Annotated in this window: 15 protein-coding genes; 9 read left to right on the top strand and 6 right to left on the bottom strand. The window is 67.0% G+C overall.

Features of this window, described 5'->3' with window-relative positions; translation table 11 throughout:
- Positions 1-66 precede the first annotated feature (66 nt).
- Positions 67-1,206 (bottom strand): XRE family transcriptional regulator, encoded by a 1,140-nt coding sequence (locus tag ACQHI0_RS15240; protein ID WP_427908597.1) that lies wholly within the window; start codon positions 1,204-1,206, stop codon positions 67-69.
- Positions 1,207-1,554: 348 nt separating this feature from the next.
- On the opposite strand from ACQHI0_RS15240, the gene ACQHI0_RS15235 reads away from it, so the two are divergent.
- Positions 1,555-1,860, top strand: a complete 306-nt coding sequence (locus ACQHI0_RS15235; protein WP_056809962.1) for a hypothetical protein — start codon at positions 1,555-1,557, stop codon at positions 1,858-1,860.
- Positions 1,861-2,110: 250 nt separating this feature from the next.
- Here the strand turns inward: ACQHI0_RS15235 and ACQHI0_RS15230 are convergent, their stop codons facing one another.
- A complete protein-coding gene (locus ACQHI0_RS15230) occupies positions 2,111-2,941 on the bottom strand; it encodes a PAC2 family protein (protein WP_427909174.1) in 831 nt (276 codons plus the stop codon).
- 192 nt (positions 2,942-3,133) lie between these two features.
- On the opposite strand from ACQHI0_RS15230, the gene metH reads away from it, so the two are divergent.
- The 8 genes from metH (at position 3,134) to hisG (ending at position 14,732) form a co-directional block, all read left to right on the top strand.
- Positions 3,134-6,730: a methionine synthase gene (metH, locus tag ACQHI0_RS15225; protein WP_427908596.1), complete on the top strand. Its 3,597-nt coding sequence runs from the start codon at positions 3,134-3,136 to the stop codon at positions 6,728-6,730.
- Between the two features lie 229 nt (positions 6,731-6,959).
- The gene (locus tag ACQHI0_RS15220; protein ID WP_427908595.1) at positions 6,960-9,035 is read left to right on the top strand and encodes a protein kinase domain-containing protein; all 2,076 of its coding nucleotides are present in this window, start codon (positions 6,960-6,962) and stop codon (positions 9,033-9,035) included.
- 79 nt (positions 9,036-9,114) lie between these two features.
- The gene (locus ACQHI0_RS15215; RefSeq protein ID WP_427908594.1) at positions 9,115-9,786 is read left to right on the top strand and encodes an HAD family hydrolase; all 672 of its coding nucleotides are present in this window, start codon (positions 9,115-9,117) and stop codon (positions 9,784-9,786) included.
- Between the two features lie 180 nt (positions 9,787-9,966).
- Positions 9,967-10,830 carry a HalD/BesD family halogenase gene (locus ACQHI0_RS15210; RefSeq protein ID WP_427908593.1) on the top strand — a complete coding sequence of 288 codons (864 nt, stop codon included), beginning with the start codon at positions 9,967-9,969 and terminating at the stop codon, positions 10,828-10,830.
- A 12-nt stretch (positions 10,831-10,842) separates the two neighbouring features.
- Positions 10,843-11,658, top strand: a complete 816-nt coding sequence (locus tag ACQHI0_RS15205; RefSeq protein ID WP_427908592.1) for a class I SAM-dependent methyltransferase — start codon at positions 10,843-10,845, stop codon at positions 11,656-11,658.
- Positions 11,659-11,667: 9 nt separating this feature from the next.
- Positions 11,668-13,488, top strand: coding sequence for a choline/carnitine O-acyltransferase (locus tag ACQHI0_RS15200; protein ID WP_427908591.1), 1,821 nt, complete (start codon positions 11,668-11,670; stop codon positions 13,486-13,488).
- 73 nt (positions 13,489-13,561) lie between these two features.
- A complete protein-coding gene (locus ACQHI0_RS15195; RefSeq protein ID WP_056809947.1) occupies positions 13,562-13,825 on the top strand; it encodes a phosphoribosyl-ATP diphosphatase in 264 nt (87 codons plus the stop codon).
- Between the two features lie 55 nt (positions 13,826-13,880).
- Positions 13,881-14,732: an ATP phosphoribosyltransferase gene (gene hisG, locus ACQHI0_RS15190; RefSeq protein ID WP_427908590.1), complete on the top strand. Its 852-nt coding sequence runs from the start codon at positions 13,881-13,883 to the stop codon at positions 14,730-14,732.
- 59 nt (positions 14,733-14,791) lie between these two features.
- Here hisG and ACQHI0_RS15185 read toward each other — a convergent pair whose 3' ends face one another.
- The 4 genes from ACQHI0_RS15185 to ACQHI0_RS15170 all read right to left on the bottom strand — a co-directional run bounded on the left by ACQHI0_RS15185 (position 14,792) and on the right by ACQHI0_RS15170 (position 22,913).
- Positions 14,792-15,163: a hypothetical protein gene (locus ACQHI0_RS15185; RefSeq protein WP_427908589.1), complete on the bottom strand. Its 372-nt coding sequence runs from the start codon at positions 15,161-15,163 to the stop codon at positions 14,792-14,794.
- A 76-nt stretch (positions 15,164-15,239) separates the two neighbouring features.
- A complete protein-coding gene (locus ACQHI0_RS15180) occupies positions 15,240-21,878 on the bottom strand; it encodes a putative T7SS-secreted protein (RefSeq protein WP_427908588.1) in 6,639 nt (2,212 codons plus the stop codon).
- Between the two features lie 3 nt (positions 21,879-21,881).
- On the bottom strand, positions 21,882-22,499 hold the full coding sequence (locus tag ACQHI0_RS15175) for a hypothetical protein (protein WP_427908587.1): 618 nt from the start codon (positions 22,497-22,499) through the stop codon (positions 21,882-21,884).
- 27 nt (positions 22,500-22,526) lie between these two features.
- Entirely contained in the window at positions 22,527-22,913 is a 387-nt protein-coding gene (locus ACQHI0_RS15170; protein ID WP_427908586.1) for a hypothetical protein, read from the bottom strand.
- Positions 22,914-22,960: the final 47 nt, after the last annotated feature.

Raw genomic sequence — 22,960 nt, 5'->3', positions numbered from 1 at the left:
GTTAGTGGTGGCCTCCGGGTGCGACGCCGGACCCGTCCCCGATCGGCGTGGCACCGCCGCGCGAGCTCACCCCACATTGAGCGATCGCAGCTGCTCGAGGAACGATTGGGTGCGCTGATCTCCTGGGTACCGTTCGATGATCTCCCTGGCCGCCTCGCCCGCGATCCACGCCAGTGACGGCAACGACTTGCGGCCCGCCGAGAACGCCGCGACACCCTCCTCGACCGCGCGCTCGAGATCGCGATCGCGCACGGCGACGACGGCCAGGGTCAGCCGCGCCTCCGAGACCCGCATGGGATTGCGGACCGAACCGTCCGGTCGGGTCGAATCGCTGATCACCTGCTGGGCGTAGCGCTCGGCCAGTCGATCCTGGCCCGCCACCCGGCAGCAGTCCATCGCGTAGAAGTCGAATTTCGTGGCATCGACGACGAAGTGGTTGTCCAGATCGGCCGGATGACCCATCCGCGACAGGATCGCCCTGCCCTCGTCGAGCGCGGTCTGCACATTGCGGCGATCACCCAGCCGGGCCCAGCCCTTGGCGCGCTGCGCCGCCAACTGCACCCCCACACTCGACGACGTGGTACCCGCCATCGCCTTCTCCGAGACATCGATCGCGCCACGGAAGTTGCCCTGGGTCAACGCGAACCACGCCGACATCTCCGCGGCCCACCCGACGATCTCGGCATTGCCCGCCTCGCGGCCCAGCGAATCGGCGGCTCGGCGGGTGGCCTCGGCGCCACCGCGGCGGCCCAGATCGTAGTCGACGCAACCGACCAGCAACGCGACCCAGCCTGCCAGAACGAGGATTTCGCGATGCTGGCTCAGCGTCAGTCTGCCGTCGAGCAGAGAGGTGATCCGGCGCAGCCACGCGGTCCCCTCGGTGTGCAGTGCGTAGGGGTCGGCGTAGGCGTATTCGCAGCACAGCCTTTCGGCGGTGATCCGCACCGCGTCCAGGGTGGCGCTGTTGACGTCGGACATTCTGAGTCGTCCGATGAACTCCAGAGTGTCCATACCGGTTGCCGATAACAGCTCGTCATCCCGGTTGGGACGGGACTTCGGGAAGAACGCGGCGGGGACGGTGTCGAACGCGGCCGCGATGATCGGCGCGTAGAACTCGTCAGGTCGCGATTCCCCGGATTCCCAGCGGCGCCAGTTGCGCAGCAAGGTACTGTCCGTCGGCAGGTTGTGGGAGGACTTGGCACGCATCGCGCGAACGGCATCGCTTTGCGACCACCCCCTCGCGTCACGTTCCGAGCGCATCCGAACAGCCCAGACGGGTCGATCATCAGTTGCGGTCACGGCGGTAGTATTCCACCAGTTAACGTTCGGCGTCCCGGATAGGGCATGTAGATGTCATCGGATTGACATCTGCTGCCGGGGGCCACGAATGTTCATGATGTAAGCAGGTACTCGGCTCGATAACCGGATGCCGGCTTTGCAGGAGAGCTTGCAGGGCAACGCAGTACCCCCGCGTGGCGCACCGCGTGACGCGGGGGGATCGGTACACGACAGGTCCGACAACAGAACAGCGATCCCAATCCAACGGAGGTTCGGGTGGAAGCGTTGATCTATGGATACTTGCGGGACGATCTGGCCGATGGCCAGAGCGACCAATTGGAGGATGCGCTACGCAGCCTCGCACGGACCGCGGGCATGTGTTTCGCCGCGACGTTCCACGAAGCACCCGCGGGTGACGGTGCGGCGTTCGCCGAACTCACCCAGGAATTGAAGCGCGCCGACGCCCACCACGTGGTGGTGCCGTCGCTCGATCACCTTGCCGGCCAAACGATTCCGCGTGACCTGCTGATCGCGAAGCTGGCGCACGAGGCGGCCGCCCAGGTGCTGACCCTGGAGCGTTGACCATGGGATCCGATGCAGGCACCGATCCGCCATCTCGGTAGCGGCCGCCCCAGCGGCCGGACAGGCCATCGGCGCGAGCGTGCTGGTCGCCGAATGCCCAGCTATGACAAGGCCTTTCAGCTCACGCCAGCAGCACGGCGCTGACGATCAGCCGCTGCCAGACTGCCGTCGCCTTCGCTCCGGCCCCGCCGTGAACGAAGTACCAACAGGCCAGCGGTGACAACGCGCGTACCCGCGCGGGATCTTCGGTCTAGAGGCCGAAGCTGCCCGGTCCGCGCCTGCGCAGATACTTCTCGAACTCCGCCGCGATGGCGTCGCCGTCGATCTTGGACATGGTCTCGTTGAGGTCGATCGCCGCGTCGCCGCGCTCTTCCAGGGAGCGCACGTACTCGCTGATCTCCTCGTCGCCGAGGGTCATCTCGTTGACCGCGGCCTCCCACTCCTCGGCCTGCTTCGGCAGCTCACCGAGCGGAACCTCGATGTCGAGGACGTCTTCGACCCGGTGCAACAGCGCGATCGTCGCCTTGGGGTTCGGCGGCTGCGACACGTAGTGCGGGACGGCGGCCCAGAACGACACCGCGGGCACACCAGCCTTGACGCACTGGTCCTGCAGCACGCCGGTGATCCCGGTCGGGCCCTCGTACCTGGTCTGTTCCAGGTTGAACCGCTCGGCCGCCTCGGGACTGTAGGCCGAACCGGTCACCGGCACCGGACGGGTGTGCGGGGTATCGGCCAGCAGCGCGCCGAGGATCACGACCGTCTCCACGCCGAGTTGCTCGATGAATTCGAGCAGGTCGTCGCAGAAGCTGCGCCATTTCATATTCGGTTCGATGCCACGAAGCAGCACCACATCGCGGTCGCTGCCGGGCGGGGAACACACCGACAGCATCGTCGAGGGCCACTGGATTTCCCTGGTCACCCCGTCGACCTGACGGACGGTCGGCCGGTTCACCTGGTAGTCGTAGTATTCCTCGGAATCGAGTTCGGCCAGCGGCTCGGCATCCCAGATCAACTCCAGATGTTCGATGGCGCCACTGGCGGCATCGCCGGCGTCGTTCCAGCCCTCGAAGGCGGCAACCATGACGGGATTGCGCAACGTCGGCAGTTCCGTCTCGGGGGTCTCACTGGCATCCACCCGGTCAGCCTAGTGTCTTGTGCGAATTGTTTTGCGGTGACCGACGGTGTTGCGTGTTTCGCCCGCGGACAGTGGTCCACGCCACTTGATTCACCCACAGTGGTCTTGTTCGTCGGAGGCGCCCTCTAGTCTTGAATCATGTCTGCGTCCTTGCCCACCGGGTTCGATACCACGCTCCTCGACACGCTCCGGCGGCGTGTCGTCATCGGCGACGGCGCGATGGGCACGATGTTGCAGGCCGCGGATCTGTCGCTCGACGACTTCCGCGGCCTCGAGGGTTGCAACGAGATCCTCAACGACACCCGCCCTGATGTGCTGGCCGAGATCCACCGCGCCTACTTCGCCGCGGGCGCGGATGCGGTGGAGACCAACACCTTCGGCTGCAACCTGCCCAACCTCGCCGACTACGACATCCAGGACCGCATCCGCGATCTGTCCGAGCGTGGCACCCGCATCGCCCGCGATGTCGCCGACGAGATGGGTCCCTCGGCGGATGGCACCCCGCGCTATGTGCTGGGCTCGATGGGCCCCGGAACCAAGCTGCCGACCCTGGGCCACGCCCCGTTCGTCTCGCTGCGTGATGCCTACACCGAAGCCGCGCTCGGCATGCTCGACGGTGGTGCCGATGCCATTCTCATCGAGACCTGCCAGGACCTGCTGCAGGTCAAGGCCGCGATCACCGGTAGCCGCCGGGCGATGATCGCCGCCGGTCGCCGGATCCCGATCATCACCCACGTGACCGTGGAGACCACCGGCACGATGCTGGTCGGCAGTGAGATCGGTGCGGCGCTGACCGCGCTGGAACCGCTCGGCATCGACATGATCGGGCTGAACTGCGCGACCGGTCCGGCGGAGATGAGCGAGCACCTGCGGCACCTGTCGCGGCACGCGAACATCCCGGTGTCGGTGATGCCGAACGCGGGTCTGCCGGTGCTCGGTGCCAACGGCGCGGAGTACCCGCTCACCCCCGAAGAGCTCGCTGTCGCGATGAGCGGGTTCGTCTCCGAGTTCGGGCTCTCGCTGGTCGGTGGCTGCTGTGGCACCACCCCGGAGCACATTCGGCAGGTCGCCGAGGCGGTGCGCGAGGTCGAGAAGACCCTGCCCGCGATCGCCGATCGTCGTCATCCCGAGCACGAACCTGCTGTGTCGAGCATGTACACCGCTGTCCCGTTCGAGCAGGACGCGTCGATCATGATGATCGGTGAGCGCACGAATGCCAACGGCTCCAAGGCTTTCCGTGACGCGATGCTGGCCGCGGACTGGCAGCGCTGCCTCGAGATCGCCAAGGACCAGACCCGCGACGGCGCGCACATGCTCGACCTGTGTGTCGACTACGTGGGCCGCGACGGTGCCGAGGACATGAACGAGCTGGCCTCGCGGCTGGCGACCGCCTCGACGTTGCCGATCATGCTCGACTCCACCGAGGTGCCGGTGTTGCAGGCAGGTCTGCAGCATCTGGGTGGCCGGTGCGCGGTGAACTCGGTGAACTACGAGGACGGCGCGGGCCCGGATTCGCGGTTCCAGCAGATCATGCGGCTGGTCTCCGAGCACGGTGCCGCGGTCGTCGCGTTGACCATCGACGAGGAAGGCCAGGCGCGCACGGCCGATCACAAGGTCGCGATCGCCGAGCGCCTGATCGACGACATCACCGGCAACTGGGGCCTGGCGGAGTCCGACATCATCATCGACACCCTGACCTTCACCCTGGGCACCGGGCAGGAGGAGTCGCGCAAGGACGGCGAGGAGACGATCAAGGCCATCCGCGAGCTCAAGCGCCGCCGCCCGCAGGTGCAGACCACTCTTGGGTTGTCGAATATCTCTTTCGGTCTGAATCCGGCCGCCCGGCAGGTGCTGAACTCGGTGTTCATGCACGAATGTGTCCAGGCGGGGTTGGATTCGGCGATCGTGCACGCGTCGAAGATCCTGCCGATGAGCCGGATCCCCGACGAACACCAGCAGGTCGCCCTCGATCTGATCTATGACCGCCGCACCGAGGACTACGACCCGCTGCAGAAGCTGATGGCGTTGTTCGAGGGTGTCTCGACGGCGTCGTCGAAGGCCTCACGCGCGGAGGAAATGGCGCTGCTGCCGTTGTTCGAACGCCTGGAACGGCGCATCGTCGACGGTGAGCGCAACGGTCTCGGCGACGATCTCGACGAGGCGATGCAGACGGTGCCGCCGCTGCAGATCATCAACGAGACCCTGCTCTCGGGCATGAAGACCGTCGGTGAGCTGTTCGGTTCGGGGCAGATGCAGCTGCCGTTCGTGTTGCAGTCGGCCGAGGTGATGAAAACCGCTGTCGCGCACCTGGAACCGCACATGGAGGCCACCGACGACGCGGGCAAGGGGCGGATCGTGCTGGCCACGGTGAAGGGCGATGTACACGACATCGGCAAGAACCTGGTCGACATCATCTTGTCCAACAACGGCTACGAGGTGGTCAACCTCGGCATCAAGCAGCCGATCGCGACCATCCTCGACGCCGCGCAGGACAAGAAGGCCGACGTGATCGGCATGTCCGGGCTGTTGGTGAAGTCGACGGTGGTGATGAAGGAGAACCTCGGCGAACTCAACACCAAGGGTGTGGCCGAGCAGTTCCCGGTGCTGCTCGGTGGCGCCGCGCTGACTCGTTCCTACGTGGAGAACGACCTGACCGAGGTCTACGACGGCGAGGTCTATTACGCCCGCGACGCGTTCGAGGGCCTGCGGTTGATGGACGAGATCATGACCGTCAAGCGTGGCGGTGGCCTCGACCCGGACAGCCCGGAGGCGATCGCGGCGAAGGAGAAGGCCGCCGAGCGTAAGGCGCGCCATGAGCGGTCCAAGCGGATCGCGGCCGAGCGCAAGGCCACCGAGGCGCCGATCGTGGTGCCCGAGCGCTCCGATGTCGCCGCGGATCTGCCGGTGCCGACGCCGCCGTTCTGGGGCACGCGGGTGATCAAGGGTCTGCCTTTGGCGGAGTACTCGGGGCTGCTCGACGAGCGGGCGCTGTTCCTCGGCCAGTGGGGTCTGCGCGGGCAGCGCAAGGGTGAAGGCCCGACCTATGAGGATCTGGTGGAGACCGAGGGCAGGCCGCGGTTGCGGGCCTGGCTCGATCGCCTGGCCACCGAGGGTGTGCTCCAGCACGCGGCGCTGGTCTACGGGTACTTCCCCGCCGTGTCGGAAGGTGACGAGGTCATCGTGTTGACCGAGCCGAATCCTGATGCACCGCAGCGGTATCGGTTCACGTTCCCGCGTCAGCAGCGTGATCGGTTCCTGTGCATCTCGGACTTCATTCGTTCGCGTGAGCGGGCTCGCGAGACCGGGCAGGTCGATGTGTTGCCGTTCCAGTTGGTGACGATGGGACAGCCGATCGCCGACTTCGCGAACGCGTTGTTCGCCGCCGACAACTATCGCGATTACCTCGAGGTGCACGGTATCGGTGTGCAGCTCACCGAGGCGCTGGCCGAGTACTGGCATCGCCGGGTGCGTGAAGAACTGACCGTCGACGGCAAGTCCGTCGCCGCCGAGGATCCCGCTGATGTGCAGGATTACTTCAAGCTCGGTTACCGGGGTGCGCGGTATTCCTTCGGTTACGGGGCCTGCCCGGATCTGGAAGATCGCGCCAAGTTGGTCGACCTGCTCGACGCGGGCCGGGTCGGGGTGACGTTGTCGGAGGAACTGCAGTTGCACCCGGAGCAGTCCACGGACGCGTTCGTGCTGCTGCATCCGGAGGCGAAATACTTCAACGCCTGACAAACTGAGCACTGCAACGCACGCGTCGGCAGATCGGATCGGTCCCGCGGACCGGTCCGATCGTCGTTGTGGTGTCTGTGAGTCTGGTCACGATGCGGTGCGGCGGCCTGGGCCGCGCTGTCCCGCAACAAGATCGAAGTAGTTCAGCACGTAGGATTTTCGAAAGTTTCATCCCGCTGTGGCGCGGAGGGCGAGACGACTCAGCGGTAAGCAGGAGGGGCACAAAAATATGACATCGGATCGGTTGATCGCAGGACGCTATCGACTCACCGACCCGATCGGCACGGGCGCGATGGGAGTCGTGTGGCGTGCCACCGACGTCCGGCTGCGACGCACCGTCGCCGTGAAACAGGTGCTGCTCGCGCCGGGACTCACGGGAACGCAAGCGCTCGAAGGCAAGCTACGCGCCATGCGGGAAGGCCGGATCGCCGCGCGCCTGCACCATCCCAACGCCATCACCGTCTTCGACGTCGCCGAAGAGGACGGCCAGCCCTGGCTGGTCATGGAATACATGAACGCGCCGAGCCTGGCGGTGAAGCTGGCGGGCGGGGTGACCCTGCCGCCGCTCGATGTGGCCGGGATCGGCGCACAGGCCGCCGCCGCGTTGTCGGCCGCCCACGACGCCGGGATCATGCACCGCGACGTGAAACCGGCCAACTTGCTCGTCGGCGACGACGGCACGGTCAAACTCACCGACTTCGGCATCTCGCACGCGACCGGCGACGTCACCGTCACCGCCACCGGGTTCCTGGCGGGCACCCCCGCGTACCTGGCGCCCGAGATCGCGCGCGGCGACAACCCGAAACCCGCGGCCGACGTGTTCGCCCTCGGCTCCACGCTCTACGCCGCCTCCGAAGGCGCGCCGCCCTTCGGTGAGGGCGACAACCCGCTCGCGGTGCTGCACGCTGTCGCGCGTGGTGTGGTGCCCGAACCGAAGAACGCGGGCCCGCTCGCCCCGGTGCTGATGTGGCTGCTGACCGCGTCCGCCGATGACCGGCCGACGATGGCGCAGGCGCGCGTCGCGCTGGAAGATGTCGCGGCGGGCCGGGTTCCGGCGCTGCCCGCCACGGCGACGAAGATGCTGCCGATCGGCGAAGCGGACACGACCATGATCGCCCGGCCCGAGTCGGCCTCGAACGGGGGAGCGGCGGCGAAATCCGGCGCGGCCGCACTGTTCGGCAGTGGCTGGGCCATGGCGAAGGCCGCCCGATCGGTGATCTCGGGTCGAAACTCGACAGGCGAGACCACGGGCACATCGCCGGCCTCTGGCGCGCAGACAGCATCCGCCGAGGCCGGTCAGGCGGCTTCCGGCGGTCGCGGTCAGGCGGCTTCGGGCGGGGTCGGACAGGCAGCCTCGGGCGATGCCACGTCGGCGTCTTCCGGTGGGCACGGCTCGAAGCCTCCCCGCGGTGTCGGCCCGGCGGCGGGCGTCGGTCCGGGGGCGTCGGCCGGGACCGGGCATGCGGCGAGTGGTGCGGTCGGCCAAGCAGCGGCGGGCGATCCCGGACTTGTGCGGCCGCGTGATGCCGCCGGATCGAACTCGGCCGGTGTCGAACGTGCCGGTGCCGAGGCGGACGCCCGCGCCCGCGCCGCGGTTGCTCCGGCGCCGGGATCTGGCCTGCATCCCGCGTTCGCTGCCTCGCCGTCACGTACCGACCGGCTGAACAACAACCGCGCGGTGCTACTCCTCGCGGCCGCGGTCGCTGCCTTCACCGTGATGCTCGTGGTGCTGGTCGTGACCCGCGACCGGGGCGGCGAGGCCGATCAGCAAGCCCAGATCCCCGCCTCGCCGGTCACCGTCACGACCATGGTCGACGGCAAGGTGAGCACCGTCGTGATCGTGCCCGAACAGGAGACGATCACCGTGCCTGCCCCGCCCGCGGCCGTCCCCGGCGGCGCGACCACCACCGGCGCGACGCCGACCAGCACCTCGGCCGTGCCCACCCCCACTACCGCGAAACCGACCGGCACGACCGTCACCACCACGCCGGTCGGCCCGCCGACCCCGGACCGGATCAATCAGTTCATCGCCGGGTACTACGGCATGCTGCCCGGCAACATCGGCGGTGCGTGGGCCCAGCTCGCGCCCGGCTACCAGGCGCAGACCGGCGGATTCGGGCAGTACTCGTCGTTCTGGTCGTCGGTGCGGGCGGTGACTGTCGGCTCGATCACCCCCAGCGGCCAGAACCGCGCGGTCGTCACCCTCACCTACCAGCTCACGAATGGCACCGTGACCTCGGAGAATCGCTGGATCCAGGTCTCCGGCGACGCGGGCAACCTGCAGATCGCCGGCTCGGGCGTCTGAGGCGCACCCGCTACCCTGAACGGGTCCGGCGACCGCCGGTCACCGACGCGATATGTGACGAGAACGAGGCGAGTAACAGGTGAGCGCGCGACCGGCCGCGGTGCTGTGGGACATGGACGGCACGCTCCTGGACTCGGAGAAGCTGTGGGACATAGCGGTTCGTGAACTGGCCCGCGAACACGGCCGCGAGCTGACCGACGAGGTCCGCCACGCCCTGATCGGCGCCTCCGGCCCGAACGCCCTGCGCATGCTCTTCGACGGCATCGGCGTGGTGCCGACGCCGGAGACGATCGCCGAGGCGGGGGAGTTCCTCGAACGCCGGGTCACCGAGTTGATGCTCGGCCCGATCCCGTGGCGACCCGGCGCCAAGGACGCCCTCGCGATGGTGCGCGAGGCGGGCCTGCGGTGCGCGCTGGTGACCAACACCAAGCGCTCGCTCACCGAATACGGCCTCGACACCCTGGGCCGCGACTTCTTCGACACGTCCGTCTGCGGTGACGAAGTGCCGCACGGCAAGCCCGATCCGGCCATCTACCGCCGCGCCGCCGAACTGCTCGGGGTCGACCCGAGTGCGTGTGTCGCGATCGAGGATTCGCCGACCGGCTCCCTCGCCGCGCAGGGTGCGGGCTGCGGTCTGATTGTGATCCCGTGCGAGATCGCGGTTCCCGAGGCGCCTGGGCGGGTATTCCGGGAGTCGTTGATCGGATTGTCGATCGACGATCTGCGGGCCGCACTCGACGCGCGCATCTGAATCTTTCGGCGGCCGTGCGTGATAGGGCGCAATAGCCTACCGTGATTGTATCGAAACACAGGTTGAATCTACGAAAACTGTTGCCACACAGTTGATTTCGCACGATTGTGATCTGCCCGGGATATGCCCGATTTGTCGAAACCACGAGCGCGCGCCCGAATATTCCCGCAAACTGGGTACATGACGGGCACGCGGGGGCTTGACGAAATCGTCGATATCGCACGGTATCCACTCACCGATCTCGGTGGTTCCGGCAGGCAGGCGGCGATCGAGGCCGCCCGCGCCGAACTGGCCGAGGACGGCTGCACGGTCCTGCGCGAGTTCATCCGGCCGCAGCTGCTGGAGACGCTGCGCGTGGAGGGTGAGGCGATCGCGCCGCACGCCCACTACGAGGTGGAGCGGGTCAACGCCTACAACATCCCCCTTGATGCCGACCTGCCCGCCGGCCATCCGGCTCGGATCGTGCTCGACCGCGGCAACGCTTTCGTGGCCCGCGACCGCATCCCCGCCGAGGCGCTGATCCACCGCCTCTACACCGACCCGGTGTTCCAGCGTTTCGTCGCCGACTGCTTCGAACTCGACGATCTGCACGAATTCGCCGACCCGCTGGCGGGTTTGTGCCTGAACGTGGTCGAGCCGGGGATGTCGCACCCGTGGCACTTCGACACCAACGAGTTCACTGTGAGCATGCTCACCCGCAAGCCCGAAGCCGGCGGCGTGTTCGAGTACTGCCCCAATATCCGCGACCCACACGCCGAGCACCTCGACGATGTGCGCGACGTGCTCACCGGTGACGGCACCCGGTTCATCCGCGCGCTGGAACTGCGCCCCGGCGATCTGCAGCTGTTCAAGGGCCGCTTCTCCCTGCATCGCGTCACCGAGGTAGCCGGTGCGGGACAACGACATTCGGCGATTTTCGCCTACACGGACCGTCCAGGGGTGATCGGCACGGTCGAACGCACCAGGCAGTTGTTCGGCCGTGTCCTGCCCGACCACGTGGCCGCCTCGGCCGACGCCGTCCGAGGTGACCGACTGCTCGACTGAGAGGAACCGCCCATGTCCGTTCCGTTGCACACCACCGGCAAAGCATCCTTCGACGACATCTACGAAAGTCCGGATCCACGCGCGTATTTCGAGCGGATGAACGATCTGGACTACCGGATCCCGGAACTGGCAAAGCCGCACTTCGCCGAGCAGCTGCGTCAGCTGCGGGCCGCACGGCCGGGCCGGATTCCTACGGTTCTCGACCTCGGCTGCTCCTACGGGGTGAACGCGGCCCTGCTGCGCAGCGACACCACCGTCGACGAATTGGCCCGGCACTACCGCGATCACGGCGACACCGACAAGGTCGGGCTGATCGCCGCGGACCGGGAGCGGTTGCGCGGCGACCTCATGCCCGACGTACGCTTCATCGGGATGGACGCCGCACGCCCGGCGCTGACCTACGCCCACGCCGCCGGATTCCTGCACGACTACGTGCACGCCGACCTCGAGGCCACCGAGCCCACCGAGGCGCAGCGCCGTGTGCTCGCCTCCGCCGATCTGGTGATCTCCACCGGATGCGTCGGCTACATCACCGAGAAAACCCTGTCCAGGGTCGCCCAGGCAGACCCGCGCAAGCGACCGTGGATGGCGCATTTCGTGTTACGGATGTTCGATTTCGGTCCCATCGCCGAGGAACTGGCCGCGCTCGGCTATCGCAGCGAGCAGCGTCCCGGTATGTTCCAGCAGCGGAGGTTCGCCTCGGCGCAGGAACGCGAACAGGTGCTGGATGCGTTGGCGGCCAAGGGAATCGACACCACCGACCACGAAGCAGAAGGCTGGCTCTACGCCAACCTGTTCCTGTCCCGCCCGCATCCCATCGAGACCTGAGGACTTGGATTGAACCAACCCACGTTCGCCGCCGAAGACACGCTGCCCCGGGTACCGCTGCCGAGTCTGGACGACAGCTGCGCGCGGTTCCTGCAATGGTGTCAGCCACTGCTCGGCGCCGAGGACTACGCCACCACCGAGGGCGCGGTAGCCGAGCTGCTGCGCCCCGGTGGGGCGGGGCGCGCCCTGCACGCCGCGCTCGCCGAGTACGACGCCACCCCCGGCGTCGGCAGCTGGCTCGACGAATTCTGGCCGTCGCGGTATCTGGGCCGTCGGGACCGGATCGCGTTGAACGCCAACTTCGTGTTCCTGTTCCGTGACGACACCCCGCTCGCCGCGTCGACGCCGGCCGGGCAGGCCGAGCGGGCCGCCGCGATCATCGAGGCGGCAGTCGATTACAAGCTGGCACTGGACGCGGAGAAGATCCCGCCGGTGACCCAGCGCGGGCAGGCACTGTCGATGTGGCAGAACGAGTACCTGTTCTCCGAGACCCGGATTCCGGGCGAGATCCAGGACAGCGTCCGCAAGCCCTACAGCCCGGAATGGCCGGGGCCCTCGGATGCCCGCCACATCGCGGTCTTCTACCGCGGCAACATCTTCCGGATGGATGTCATCGGACCCGACGGCGCGCCGTACGCGTTCGACGACGTGGTCGACGGGCTGCGCGCGGTGATCAAGGGCGGCACCAAGCCCGCCGCGACCGACACCTCGGTGGGGCATCTCACCACGAAAGCCCGTGCGGCCTGGGCTCGCAGCCGCGAGGTACTGCGCACCGAGCCCGCCAATGTCGTGGCCTTCGACGCGGTGGAGACGGCACTGTTCTCGGTGTGTCTCGAGGACTTCGCGCCCCGCGACGAACTGCACGCCTGCGATCAGCTGCTCCACGGTGACAGCGGCAACCGCTACTTCGACAAGTCGGTGTCGTTCATCGTCTTCGCCGACGGTCAGGCAGGCATCAATATCGAGCACTGTGGGCTCGACGGCACCACCGTGCTGTCGTTCGTCGACGCGCTGCTCGAGCGGACCGCCCAGGACCACGCGGCAACCAACGGGGCGCAATCGCAGGGGTTGCCCTCGGTGGAGCCGATCGAGTTCGTGCTCGATTCGGCCGCCCGCGCCGACATCGCCGCGGCGGGCGCCGACTTCGCCCGCTTCGCCGCCGATACGGCCACCTCGCTGGTGTCGTTCGACGACTTCGGCACCGGCGAGGCCAAGAAGCTGGGCATCTCACCCGATGCCTTCGCGCAGCTCAGCTACCAGCTCGCCCACCGGCGCAGCAAGGGGCTGACCGGCGCGACCTACGAATCCATCGCCACCCGGCAGTACCGCAACGGCCGCACCGAGGCCATGCGGGTGGTGACCCCGGAGATGGTGGCGTTCGTCGACGCGATGCTCTCGCCGGATGCCGATCAGGCGACCAAACTGGCCGCCGCGCGCACCGCGGCGTCCGCCCATGTCGCCCGGGCGAAGGAATGCCAGGCCGGGCAGGCGCCCGAGCAGCACCTGTGGGAGCTGGAGTGGATCCAGCGTCGGCGCGGCGTTCAGCTCGGCGTCGCTGATGAGCGGATCGCGCTGTTCGACAGCCCCGGCTGGACGGTCATGCGCGACGACTACCTGTCGACCAGCTCGGCCCCGTCGAAGTACATCCGCTACTTCGGTTTCGGCTCGACCAGCCCGCGCTGCATCGGCATCGCCTACGTGCTGCTCCCGGATCGCTGGAACATCTACCTGGCCACCCCGAAATCGGTGTCCGACCAGATGTACGCCTTCGCCGACCACCTGCGCACAGCCGTAGCCGACCTGCGCGAACTGCTCACCGAACCGGCATGATCGTTTCCCGGCGTGCCGCATCGCGCGGTACGCCGGGAAAACCGCTGGGTCGGGTGTGAAACAATCTCTACTCGTGAAGAACTTCGAATCCCTGTTCGCCGAGCTGACCGAGCGTGCCCAGACCCGCCCCGAGGGCTCTGGCACCGTGGCCGCGCTGGACGCAGGCGTTCATTTCCAGGGCAAGAAGGTCCTGGAGGAGGCAGGCGAGATCTGGCTGGCCGCCGAGCACGAGAGCGATGAAGCGCTCGCCGAGGAGATCTCCCAGCTGCTGTACTGGGTCCAGGTGATGATGCTGGGTCGTGGGCTGAAGCTCGAGGACGTGTACCGACATCTGTGACGGCTGATCCGTCCCGATCGACACGTTCCACTTCCCCCGAAAGGACCCCAATCCCATGTTGCGCGTCGCAGTTCCCAACAAGGGCTCGCTGTCGGAAGCCGCCGTCTCGTTCCTGAGCGAAGCCGGTTACCGCAAACGCACCGACTCCCGCGAGCTGACCGTCCTCGACCTCGCGAATCAGGTCGAGTTCTTCTTCTTGCGTCCCAAGGACATCGCCATCTACGTCGGCTCCGGTGAGCTCGACCTCGGCATCACCGGCCGCGACCTGGCCCTCGATTCCGGTTCCCCGGTCAGCGAGCGCCTCTCACTCGGCTTCGGCCGCTCCAGCTTCCGCTACGCGGCCCCCGCCGGCGAGGACTGGAAGGTCGAGGATCTGGCGGGCAAGCGCATCGCCACCTCCTACCCGAACCTGGTCCGCGCCGACCTCGCCCGCTTCGGCATCGAAGCCGAGGTGATCCGCCTCGACGGCGCGGTCGAGATCTCGATCCAGCTCGGTGTCGCCGACGCGATCGCCGACGTGGTCGGCTCCGGCCGGACCCTGCGCCAGCACAACCTGATCGCGTTCGGCGAGTCCCTGTGCGACTCCGAAGGCGTGCTCATCGAACGCACCGGTTCCGATCGCGACGACCGCGCCCGCAACCAGCTCATCAACCGCATCCAGGGCGTCGTCTTCGCCCAGCAGTACCTGATGCTCGACTACGACTGCCCCAAGTCGCTCTTCGACCAAGCCGTCGCCATCACCCCCGGCCTCGAGTCGCCGACCGTGTCGCCCCTCACCGACCCCGATTGGGTCGCCGTGCGTGCGCTCGTCCCGCGCAAGCAGGGCAACGAACTGATGGACCAACTGGCCGACCTCGGCGCCAAGGCCATCCTCGCCACCGACATCCGCTCCTGCCGAGCCTTCTGAGCCGTTCCGTTCGAAGCCCCTCACCTTGTCTTCCGGGTGGGGGCGTAACGATCCGCGCCCTAGCCTCGGTCTGTTCTGATCAATGTCCCCGTCGGCGAGCCGGCGAATGCTTCGCGTTTGGTGGCGGGGATCGGAACTTCCCGCAATATTCCATCGAACATCATCCAGAGGCCGAAGCAATCGTCGTCCTCGTCGTGGATCAGAACTTGCACCGAGGATGGGTCCGGCCATTCGATCTGTTCGAGATGCGCAAGCAGGCCTGACCAATTGTGTCGATAGAATTGAATCACCCACATATAGCATTCCTCCGAGCCGGCGCCTTCGCCGGAGAACTTCGAATCGTCGATCGGAGTGAAGCGTTGGTGCCATTCGCGATTCGGGTCCGGCTCGGTCAGTGGCCGCATGACCTCCTCGGCGTCGCGTGCGAGCACGATAACTTCCGCAAACCTACTCACCGGGTGTCCTCCATGTTCAGCGCTGCGAGATCTGGTCCGGAACGGTTCATCGTCATTGCCAGCCCGGACCACTGTCAAATCCGGTGGCGGGGTTGATTACTCGTACCCTCGGTTCGTCAGCCACTGCTTCCGCGACCAGGCGTGCTTGCTCATCGTTCTTGGCTACGAATATAGCTCGTTCGGTTTGATATTTACGCCCCTCGGCGAGCTTGTTCATAAGAGTTCGCCGAATATTGTCGGCATTCATTCCCGACGATTCGGTGGCATCTATCGAACGGACCTCGGTAATGTGTCCATTGCGCCAAGTTACCTCGACCATATCAGCGGTAGTGCCCGTCACGGTGCCGTTGATATGTCCTTTCTCCATCAAGCGATTGAGGTCGTCTTGGAAAAAGACCTGCGATCCATTTCCGGTGCGAGGGTCGTAGGCTCGGCCCGTGCGAGCCAGCTCGTCGTTCAAGAAATCCCGCGCGGCCGCGGATGCGGCGTTGTCGGGAGTGTCGGACAGCACATGTGGCACTCCGTTCTGGTCCATGATCGTTCGACGCCCGTCGATGATTTCGTCCTGTAGTGGCTCTCGAAGTCCTTCTGGCGACTCGTCACCCGTCCCCGTTCGGCCGGCGCCCGACGAGGTGTTGGGATCGGGGACCGTTTCCGGGGCAACGGGGAGTTGGCCGGTATCGACGGTCGGCTGCGCCGGTGTGGGGTCGGGCGGGGTGACGGAGTGCGGGTCGGGGGTGCGGTCGCCGTCGGGATCGGGCGTTGGGTCTTTGCACTCGTCCGGGATCAGGCCGAGGGGGTCGCGCCAGGTTCGGGGGTTGTGGGGGTAGGTGTGGGGGTTGGGTGCGGGGGTGAGGCCGAGCGGGTCCCGGGTGAGGTAGCGGGCGGTGTGGGGGTTGTAGACGCGGTGGAGGTTGTCGTGCAGGTCGGATTCGGGGTCGTGGAATTGGCCGGGGAAGCGCAGCGGGGTGCTGGTCGTGCCGTGCCAGGTGGTGTGGCCCCAGAGGGTTGTGGTGGCGGTCGCGGTGGGTTCGGCGGTGGTGGGGTCGATGAGTTCGGTGGGTGTGCCGACGAGGTCGGTGATGATCGCGCAGAACTCGGCGGAGGTCGGTCGGTCGATCGACTGGGTGAGAGGGGTATGGGTGCCGGGTTGGTAGTCCCAGCGGGTTGTTGTTGTCGCCGTGGTGCTTTCGATCAGGCGGGTGTCGTCCCAGGTGAAGTCGATGCGTTCGAGGACGGTGCCGTCGTCGGTCAGGTGTTGTTTGGTGGTGCGGCGGCCGAGGGCGTCGTAGGTGTAGTGCCACCACTGGCGGTCGGGGGTGTAGACGTCGATGAGCTGGTCGAAGCTGTTGTAGCGGTAATGCCAGGTGTGTTCGCCTGCGGTCTTGCGGATGAGGCGGCCCGCGCGGTCGTAGTCGTAGCGGCTGCGGGTGTCGTGGATCAGCAGGTTGTCGCGATACGTACGGAGGGTGGGCGGGGCCGCGGATTGCGCTCCCGCGGTGATGTTGCCGAGCGGGTCGTAGCTGTAGCGCTCGGCCGGATGGTCGTTGTGCGCGACGGTTGTGATCCGGCCTCTGGTATCGAGTGCGTAGTCGCGGTGCAGGGCGGGGGCATTCGGGCGGGCGGTGGTGTGCGAAGTGAGGTATCCGTCTGCGCGGTACAGGAATTCGTCGCGGCGCACCCGGCGTGGGGCCGGGCGCGCGGGTCGGTCGAGGTCGAGCGACACGAGGCGGGCGGGGAACGCGGTCACCTCCTGTCCGAGGAGCTGTCCGAGCGCGGTGACCTGGCGGTTGACCGCGATCTCGCCGGTGCGCCAGCACGTGAGGTGACCGGCGAGGTCGTATTCGAAGGTGACGTCGTGAGTGCCGATGCCGATGCGGTCGACCCGGCCCGCCAGGTCGTGATGCCAGCTGGTTTCCGCACCGGTCGGGCTGGTGCGGCCGATGCGGCGGCCGTGCTGGTCGTAGGTGAACCGCATCGGCGGCCGGGCATCGACCTGCTCGGACTCGAGCAGGCCGGTGGGGCCGTAGGTGTATTCGACGGTGTGGCCCCGCGCCGCACCGTTTCCGGTGCGTGCGGTGCGGATTCGACCCGCCTGGTCGTAGGTGTATCGGATCAGGTCACCGTCGTCGGTGACCATCTCGGTGCGCCTGCCCAGAATGTCGTACCGGTGCCTGCGGGTGACCCCGGTCGCCGGGGTGACGGTGGCGATCCGTCCTGCCGAGTCCCAGGTGTAGGTGGTAGTCGCTGCGCCGTAATCGGTTTCGGCGATCAGGCGTCCCGCCGTGTCGTACGCGTAGGTCCAGGTCTGGCCGAGCGGATTGCGGACGGCGGTGAGGCGCCGTTCGGTGTCCCATCCGTAGCGGGTGATCGATCCGTCCGAGTCGGTGCGTGATTCGAGCAGATCGAACGCGCCGTAGGAGTATTCGGTGACCCCACCCGCGGGATCGGTGTGGGCGACGAGGTTGCCTTCGCCGTCATAGGCCCACGATTCGTGGCGACCGTCGGGTTCTGTTCTGCGAAGCAGGTTTCCGGCCGGTGACCATTGGTACAGGGTGACCGCACCGGCGGGATCGACCGTGCGCACGGGACGCCCCGCGGCATCGCGTTCGATGCGCGTGGTCGCGCCGAGCGGATCGACCAGGGCGATCGGCAACCCGGCGGCGTCGACGTCGACGGTGGTTCGTACGCCCTCGGCCAGGACGCTTGCCAGCGCCCCGGATCGGTGAAAAGTGAACTCGGTGCGAGATCCGGAGGGGTCGATGGCGGCGGTCAGGTCGCCGTTGTCGGACCATTCACGCCGGTGCACCGCACCGTCTGCCGTGGTGATCGTGGTCGGCCGGTTCCGCCAGGTGTACTCGTAGTCGATCGAGACACCGTCGGGCCGAGTGATTTCCACCGGATCACCCGCGCCGTTGTAGCGGTAGGTGGTGATGGTGGCCGGGTCGGGGCCGGTGACGGTCAGAGGTTTGCGTTCGGCGTTGTAGTCGGTATGGAAATGGCCACCATCGGGGGTCACGAGGTCGCGCAACTGCAGATCGCGATCGAAACCGTGGCTCGTGACCGCGCCGATGGAGTCGGTGACGGCGGTCAGCCTGCCCGCGCCGCCGGGAAACTCCACATAGTCGAAGTCGCAGTTGAGTATTCCCGCACTGCCGCGCTGGTGGATCACGCGACCGGACTCGTCGTAGGTGTTCACCATCCGATTGCCGTTCGAGTCGGTCCACGAGGTCATCCGGTGCTCGGCGTCGTAGGTGTAGCATGTCGTCGCCGTGACGGCGTTGGTCACCGCCATCAATTGACCGGCGGCATAGTCGAATTCGCGCAGCGGGATCGTCGTTTCGCCGAGCTCGGGATCATCGCTGATCAGGGCGAGACCAGTGATCCGGCCGTGTGCGGTTTCGACCCGGACCCGGTAACCGCCGGAGTGTGAGACCTCGACCGGAACGCCGTCGGCGTCGTAGTGGAACCGAATGCGGTTGTGGTGCCGGTCGGTGATCGCCGACACCGCGTAGTTTCCGAGCATGACCTCGAGGCCATCGAGAACCGGTTCGGGTGCGAAATGCCAGATCAGTTCCCGCCGTTGATCCCACACGCGGTAGCCGCCGGCATCGGTGCGGGTCAACGACCAGCCCTGGCCGTCGGTCAGCGGCCGGACCGGCTCTCCTGCCTCGGCGTGCGGGTAGGCCAGCATGATGCCGTCTTCGCCGATGAAGGTGACACCTTCGTCCGAGGCGACAACCCGGGCATCCAGCGTTCCCGACCACGAAGGGCCGAACCACCGGCCGAAGCGGTAATTCGAATGATGGGACCGCCGCAGCACCAGCGGTAGAACCCCGGCCAGCTCCACATCGGTTTCGGGGAGCAGGAATTCCCCGGTGCTGATGTCGACCGGGTCGGTGGAGCAGGTCTTCTGGTCCGGCGTCCGATCGTGTTCGGCGCCGGATTTACGTGCCTCGTCGTGTGCGTCGCGGTCGCCGTCGGCGCGGTCTTGCGCGGTGGGGGTATCGCGATCGTTGTCGGTGTCTCGGTCGCGCTCGGTGGGGGAGTCGTGATCGGGGTCGGTGTCGCGGTGTGGCGTTCGGTCGGTGGGAGTGTTCGAATCCCGGTTCGGTGTGCGGTCGGTGGGTGTGGCCGGATCGCGTTCGGGCGTGCGATCTTTCGGCGCTGGTTCATGGTCTGGGGAGCGTCTGTCGGTGCGATCGCGGGGTTTGTCCGGGTCGTGGTCCGGTCCTCGGCCGTGGGAATCGGGGTGTGGGCGGGCAGGGGCTTCGGCATCCGCGCGGGCCGGCGTGTGTCCTGGCGTCGACCTGGTCGGCGAGTCCGGGTGGGGTCCGGCGGTAAGTGGCGAGTGTCCGTTCGCGCGCACGGCCGGGTCGGGCGCCGCGCCGGCGCGTGGCGAGTCCGGGGATTTCCGCGGTCCTGTGCCTGGATCGTGGTGTGGCCGTTGTGGTATCGAATCGCCGCGGGGTGATTGCGGCGGGTGGGACGGCGTGGCCCCGGGATGGGTCCGCGCTGGCTGTGCGTCGGGGGTCGGTCGGTGTGCGGGGCTGTTGTCGGGATTGGTGCTGTGACCGGGTTGCCAGCCTGCGACAGGTGTGGTGGGGCTCGAGGTCTGTGGCGTCGGATCCGGGTGCCCGGTCGGTCGGGTGTCGACGTCGGCCGGGGCGTCGTTCGTGTGCGGCGTTCGGTCCCCGGTGAGGTTCAGCCGGGTTTCCGGCGCCGAGCTGTCCTCGCGCGGTGTGCGGTCGGGATCGCGGTGTTGCGTCGGGTCAGTGTCCTGATCCGTGTGCGGCGTGGTGTCGGAATCCGCCTGCGAGCGGGGCGAGTCCCCGTGCGGAGTCGCTGGTGAATCCGGGTTCGTCTGGTGCGTCGACGCCGGATCGGTGCGTTGGGTTGGTGTGTGGTCGGTCTGCTGGGCTGGCGTCGGGTCGGTGCGTTGGGTTGGTGTGTGATCGGTCTGCTGGGTGGGCGTTGGGTCGGTCTGCTGGGTGGGCGTTGGGTCGGTGCGTTGGGTTGGGGTGCGATCGGTTTGCTGGTCGAGGGTCGGGTCGGTGCGTTGGGTCGGTGTGTGGTCGGTCTGCTGAGCCGGTGTTTGATCTGCGCGTTGGTTGGGCGTCGAGTCAGTGGTTGATGTGGCTGCCGCTTCCGGACGCGGTTCCGGCCGGCTCGTTGGTGGGTCGGCATCGGGGGTGCGGTCCGGTGTCGGCGTGGGCTCGGACTGTCGGGTGGGTTCGGGATCGGGTGTGCTGCTGGGGGTTTCGGTGGGGGTCGACGGCTCGTCGCGCTCCGTGCGCGCCGGCGGCTCGGAGTGCCGCGGCTCAGTGTGGTCCGATGTCGGCGAGTATGCGTCGCCGGTGTCCTCGGTTCGCTGGGTCGGTGCTTCTCGTTGCGGTGCACCCTCGATCGGGCGTCCTTCCGGGGCGGGCCCTCGATCGGAATCCGGAAGGCCGGCGCCTTGTCGTTCGCCGGTCTGCCCCGTCGGGTCGTTATGCCTGGTCGGGGCGCCTTCGCCGGTTGGGTTCTGACGGTGCGAGCTCGGGTTGTGCGGGCTCGGACCGGAACCGCCGTCGGGAAGTCTTCTGCCCGCGTCGGTGACCTTCTTCAATGCACTGATGGCGACTTTCGCGCTACCCCCACCACCGGTGGCGGCGGTGAGCAGCGCATCGCCGGTGAGCGCACCGACGAACTCGAACGGGTTTGCCCTGGCATCCTTCAGGATCGCGTCGACGGTCGCGCCGGGATCCGCCACGGCGACAACGAGTCCGGTACCGAGATTGGACAGCCCTTCGACGTAATCAGCCGGGTGGGTGATGTTGTAGATATCGGTCGGATTCACCTGGCGCACGAACTGCACGAGCCCGGTCAGGCTGGTCAGCAACCCGGCGGAGAAATTCAGCGCTCCGTGCTCGAGTACGCCACCGAGATCGGAGATATTGGCGATCCACCGTTCGCTGAAAGGGGGTTCCTTCGGCGCCTTCTCGGTAGCCGCGGCCAGCGCACCGTCGGCGATCGACGCCCCGTTGTCACGTTGAATCCGGGCGCCCCGCAGGATCTCTCGCGCTTCGTTGCGCAGGGATGTCCAGGTGTCGACCAGCGGATTCTGTGCTTGCTGCTCGCCGGTCAGCGAGTTCCACCAGTTCTTCTGCCGGACTTCCTCGGCGTGGGCGGCCTTCCATCGTTCGATGGCAGTGCCCGCCTTGTCCTGTGCGGTCTTGACCTCGTTCTGCCACGCCTCCAGGGCGCCCGCCGCCGCCGTCATGGCATCGCCGCCGTCGAACCAGAGTTTCGGCTGTTTGTCATAGACCTCGTTGAACGCGTCCGCGCCCTTGCCGGTCCATGCGGCCGCGTCGATCTTCTGCAACGCCTGACCGGTCGACTCGATCGCCGCGGCCATCTTCTTCAATGTCTCGGCGGTGGAACCGATTTCGGACGGCTCACCCAGGATCAGCTCCTTGGGGTCCTCGGTCTGGCCGAGTTCTTCCTCTTCGACATCGCCGCCGGTCGCGGCGGCGATATTGTCGCCCAGGTCGTCGAGTGCGTCGTCGACACTGTCCAGCCCGACATACCCGGCCGCGTCACCGACCATGTCCAGGCCGTCATCGATGACCTGCCCGGCACCCTCGACGAGATCCTCGACACCGTCCTCGATCGCGCTTCCGACTTTGTCGATGAAGTCGCCGATTCCCACGGACTACTGCCCCCCTTGCCCCTGTTTCATGATCTCGCCCGCCCGCTGGGCGGCACCGGTGTTCCAACCCGGCGTTTCACCGCTGACGAGACCGCTCACCGGGCTCACATTCGCCAGCGCTTGCGGACCGACCGCCTCGACGACCTTCATATTGGTCTGAATGGTCTGGTTGGCGTCCTGAAACGACTTCATGCTGTAGTCCGCGTTGCGGATGTGATTGAAGGAGTTGTCGGCGAAGGTATCGCCCCAGGAACGCTGGGTGATCTCCTCGTCGGACAGATGCGGATTGCCGGCCATGTGCGTCCACATCTTCTTGAGCGTGCCGTTGGCCTTGGCATCCATTTCGTCATAACGACCTGCGGCCAAACCGAGAGTCCGCGCGATCGAGTTTCCTCCTTGGACCAGCGCGCGCACGCCCCAGGACCACCGTTCGGTGAACTCCTCGAAAGTCTTCTGCACCGTGTGTTTGCCGGCCTCCAGGGTCGAGAGTGTGAGCAGCGCGAAGCCCCGGCCCATATTGCCTGTCTCGCCGATTCCCAACTCCGACAGTTGACCGATGGTGTCCTCGATGCCCTTCGCGGCTTGCTGCAGGACCGACGGATCGACCTCGAGTTTCGTCATCGCGCTCCCCTCCCGAAATCAGTTGAATTACCCGGCGACGTCCGGTGGAAACGCCATCGGTGCCGAACCCACGATGTCGATCGTGATTCCGGCGGGTTCGGCGCGGGACTCGACGTATTCCTGCAGTCGCCAGCCGAACAGCCAGTGGTGGCGGTACTCGCGGTTCGCGTCAACGCCGCCGTCCTGTAGCTGACCGCGAGTCGCCATGAATCGGGCGTACTCCTCGATGCTGGTGAAGGTGCACAACCAGTCGACGCCACCCACCTGCGAGAAGAAGACATGATCATCGGCTGTCAACGGAACGAGGAGCGCGGCCTGCCGGAACGCGGCACGCAAGGCCGTCGGCTGCCCGAATCCCGCATAGAACGCAGCGATCTCAGCGCGGAGGCGCTCGCGGCCGTCGCCGTCGGACATCGAATCAGCCTCCCCGCTGTGCCGCACTCGCTTTCACCCTCGCCCGG

It is taken from the genome of Nocardia sp. FBN12 (genome assembly GCF_050320175.1).
Classification (GTDB): Bacteria; Actinomycetota; Actinomycetes; order Mycobacteriales; family Mycobacteriaceae; genus Nocardia.
This window is presented reverse-complemented; position numbering and strand designations above follow the sequence as displayed.

Coding starts and splice junctions, on each gene's coding strand:
- ACQHI0_RS15170 (WP_427908586.1), bottom strand. CDS start 22,913: ATGTCCGACGGCGACGGCCGCGAGCGCCTCCGCGCTGAGATCGCTGCG.
- metH (WP_427908596.1), top strand. CDS start 3,134: ATGTCTGCGTCCTTGCCCACCGGGTTCGATACCACGCTCCTCGACACG.
- ACQHI0_RS15205 (WP_427908592.1), top strand. CDS start 10,843: ATGTCCGTTCCGTTGCACACCACCGGCAAAGCATCCTTCGACGACATC.
- hisG (WP_427908590.1), top strand. CDS start 13,881: ATGTTGCGCGTCGCAGTTCCCAACAAGGGCTCGCTGTCGGAAGCCGCC.
- ACQHI0_RS15175 (WP_427908587.1), bottom strand. CDS start 22,499: ATGACGAAACTCGAGGTCGATCCGTCGGTCCTGCAGCAAGCCGCGAAG.
- ACQHI0_RS15240 (WP_427908597.1), bottom strand. CDS start 1,206: ATGCGTGCCAAGTCCTCCCACAACCTGCCGACGGACAGTACCTTGCTG.
- ACQHI0_RS15210 (WP_427908593.1), top strand. CDS start 9,967: ATGACGGGCACGCGGGGGCTTGACGAAATCGTCGATATCGCACGGTAT.
- ACQHI0_RS15230 (WP_427909174.1), bottom strand. CDS start 2,941: ATGGTTGCCGCCTTCGAGGGCTGGAACGACGCCGGCGATGCCGCCAGT.
- ACQHI0_RS15220 (WP_427908595.1), top strand. CDS start 6,960: ATGACATCGGATCGGTTGATCGCAGGACGCTATCGACTCACCGACCCG.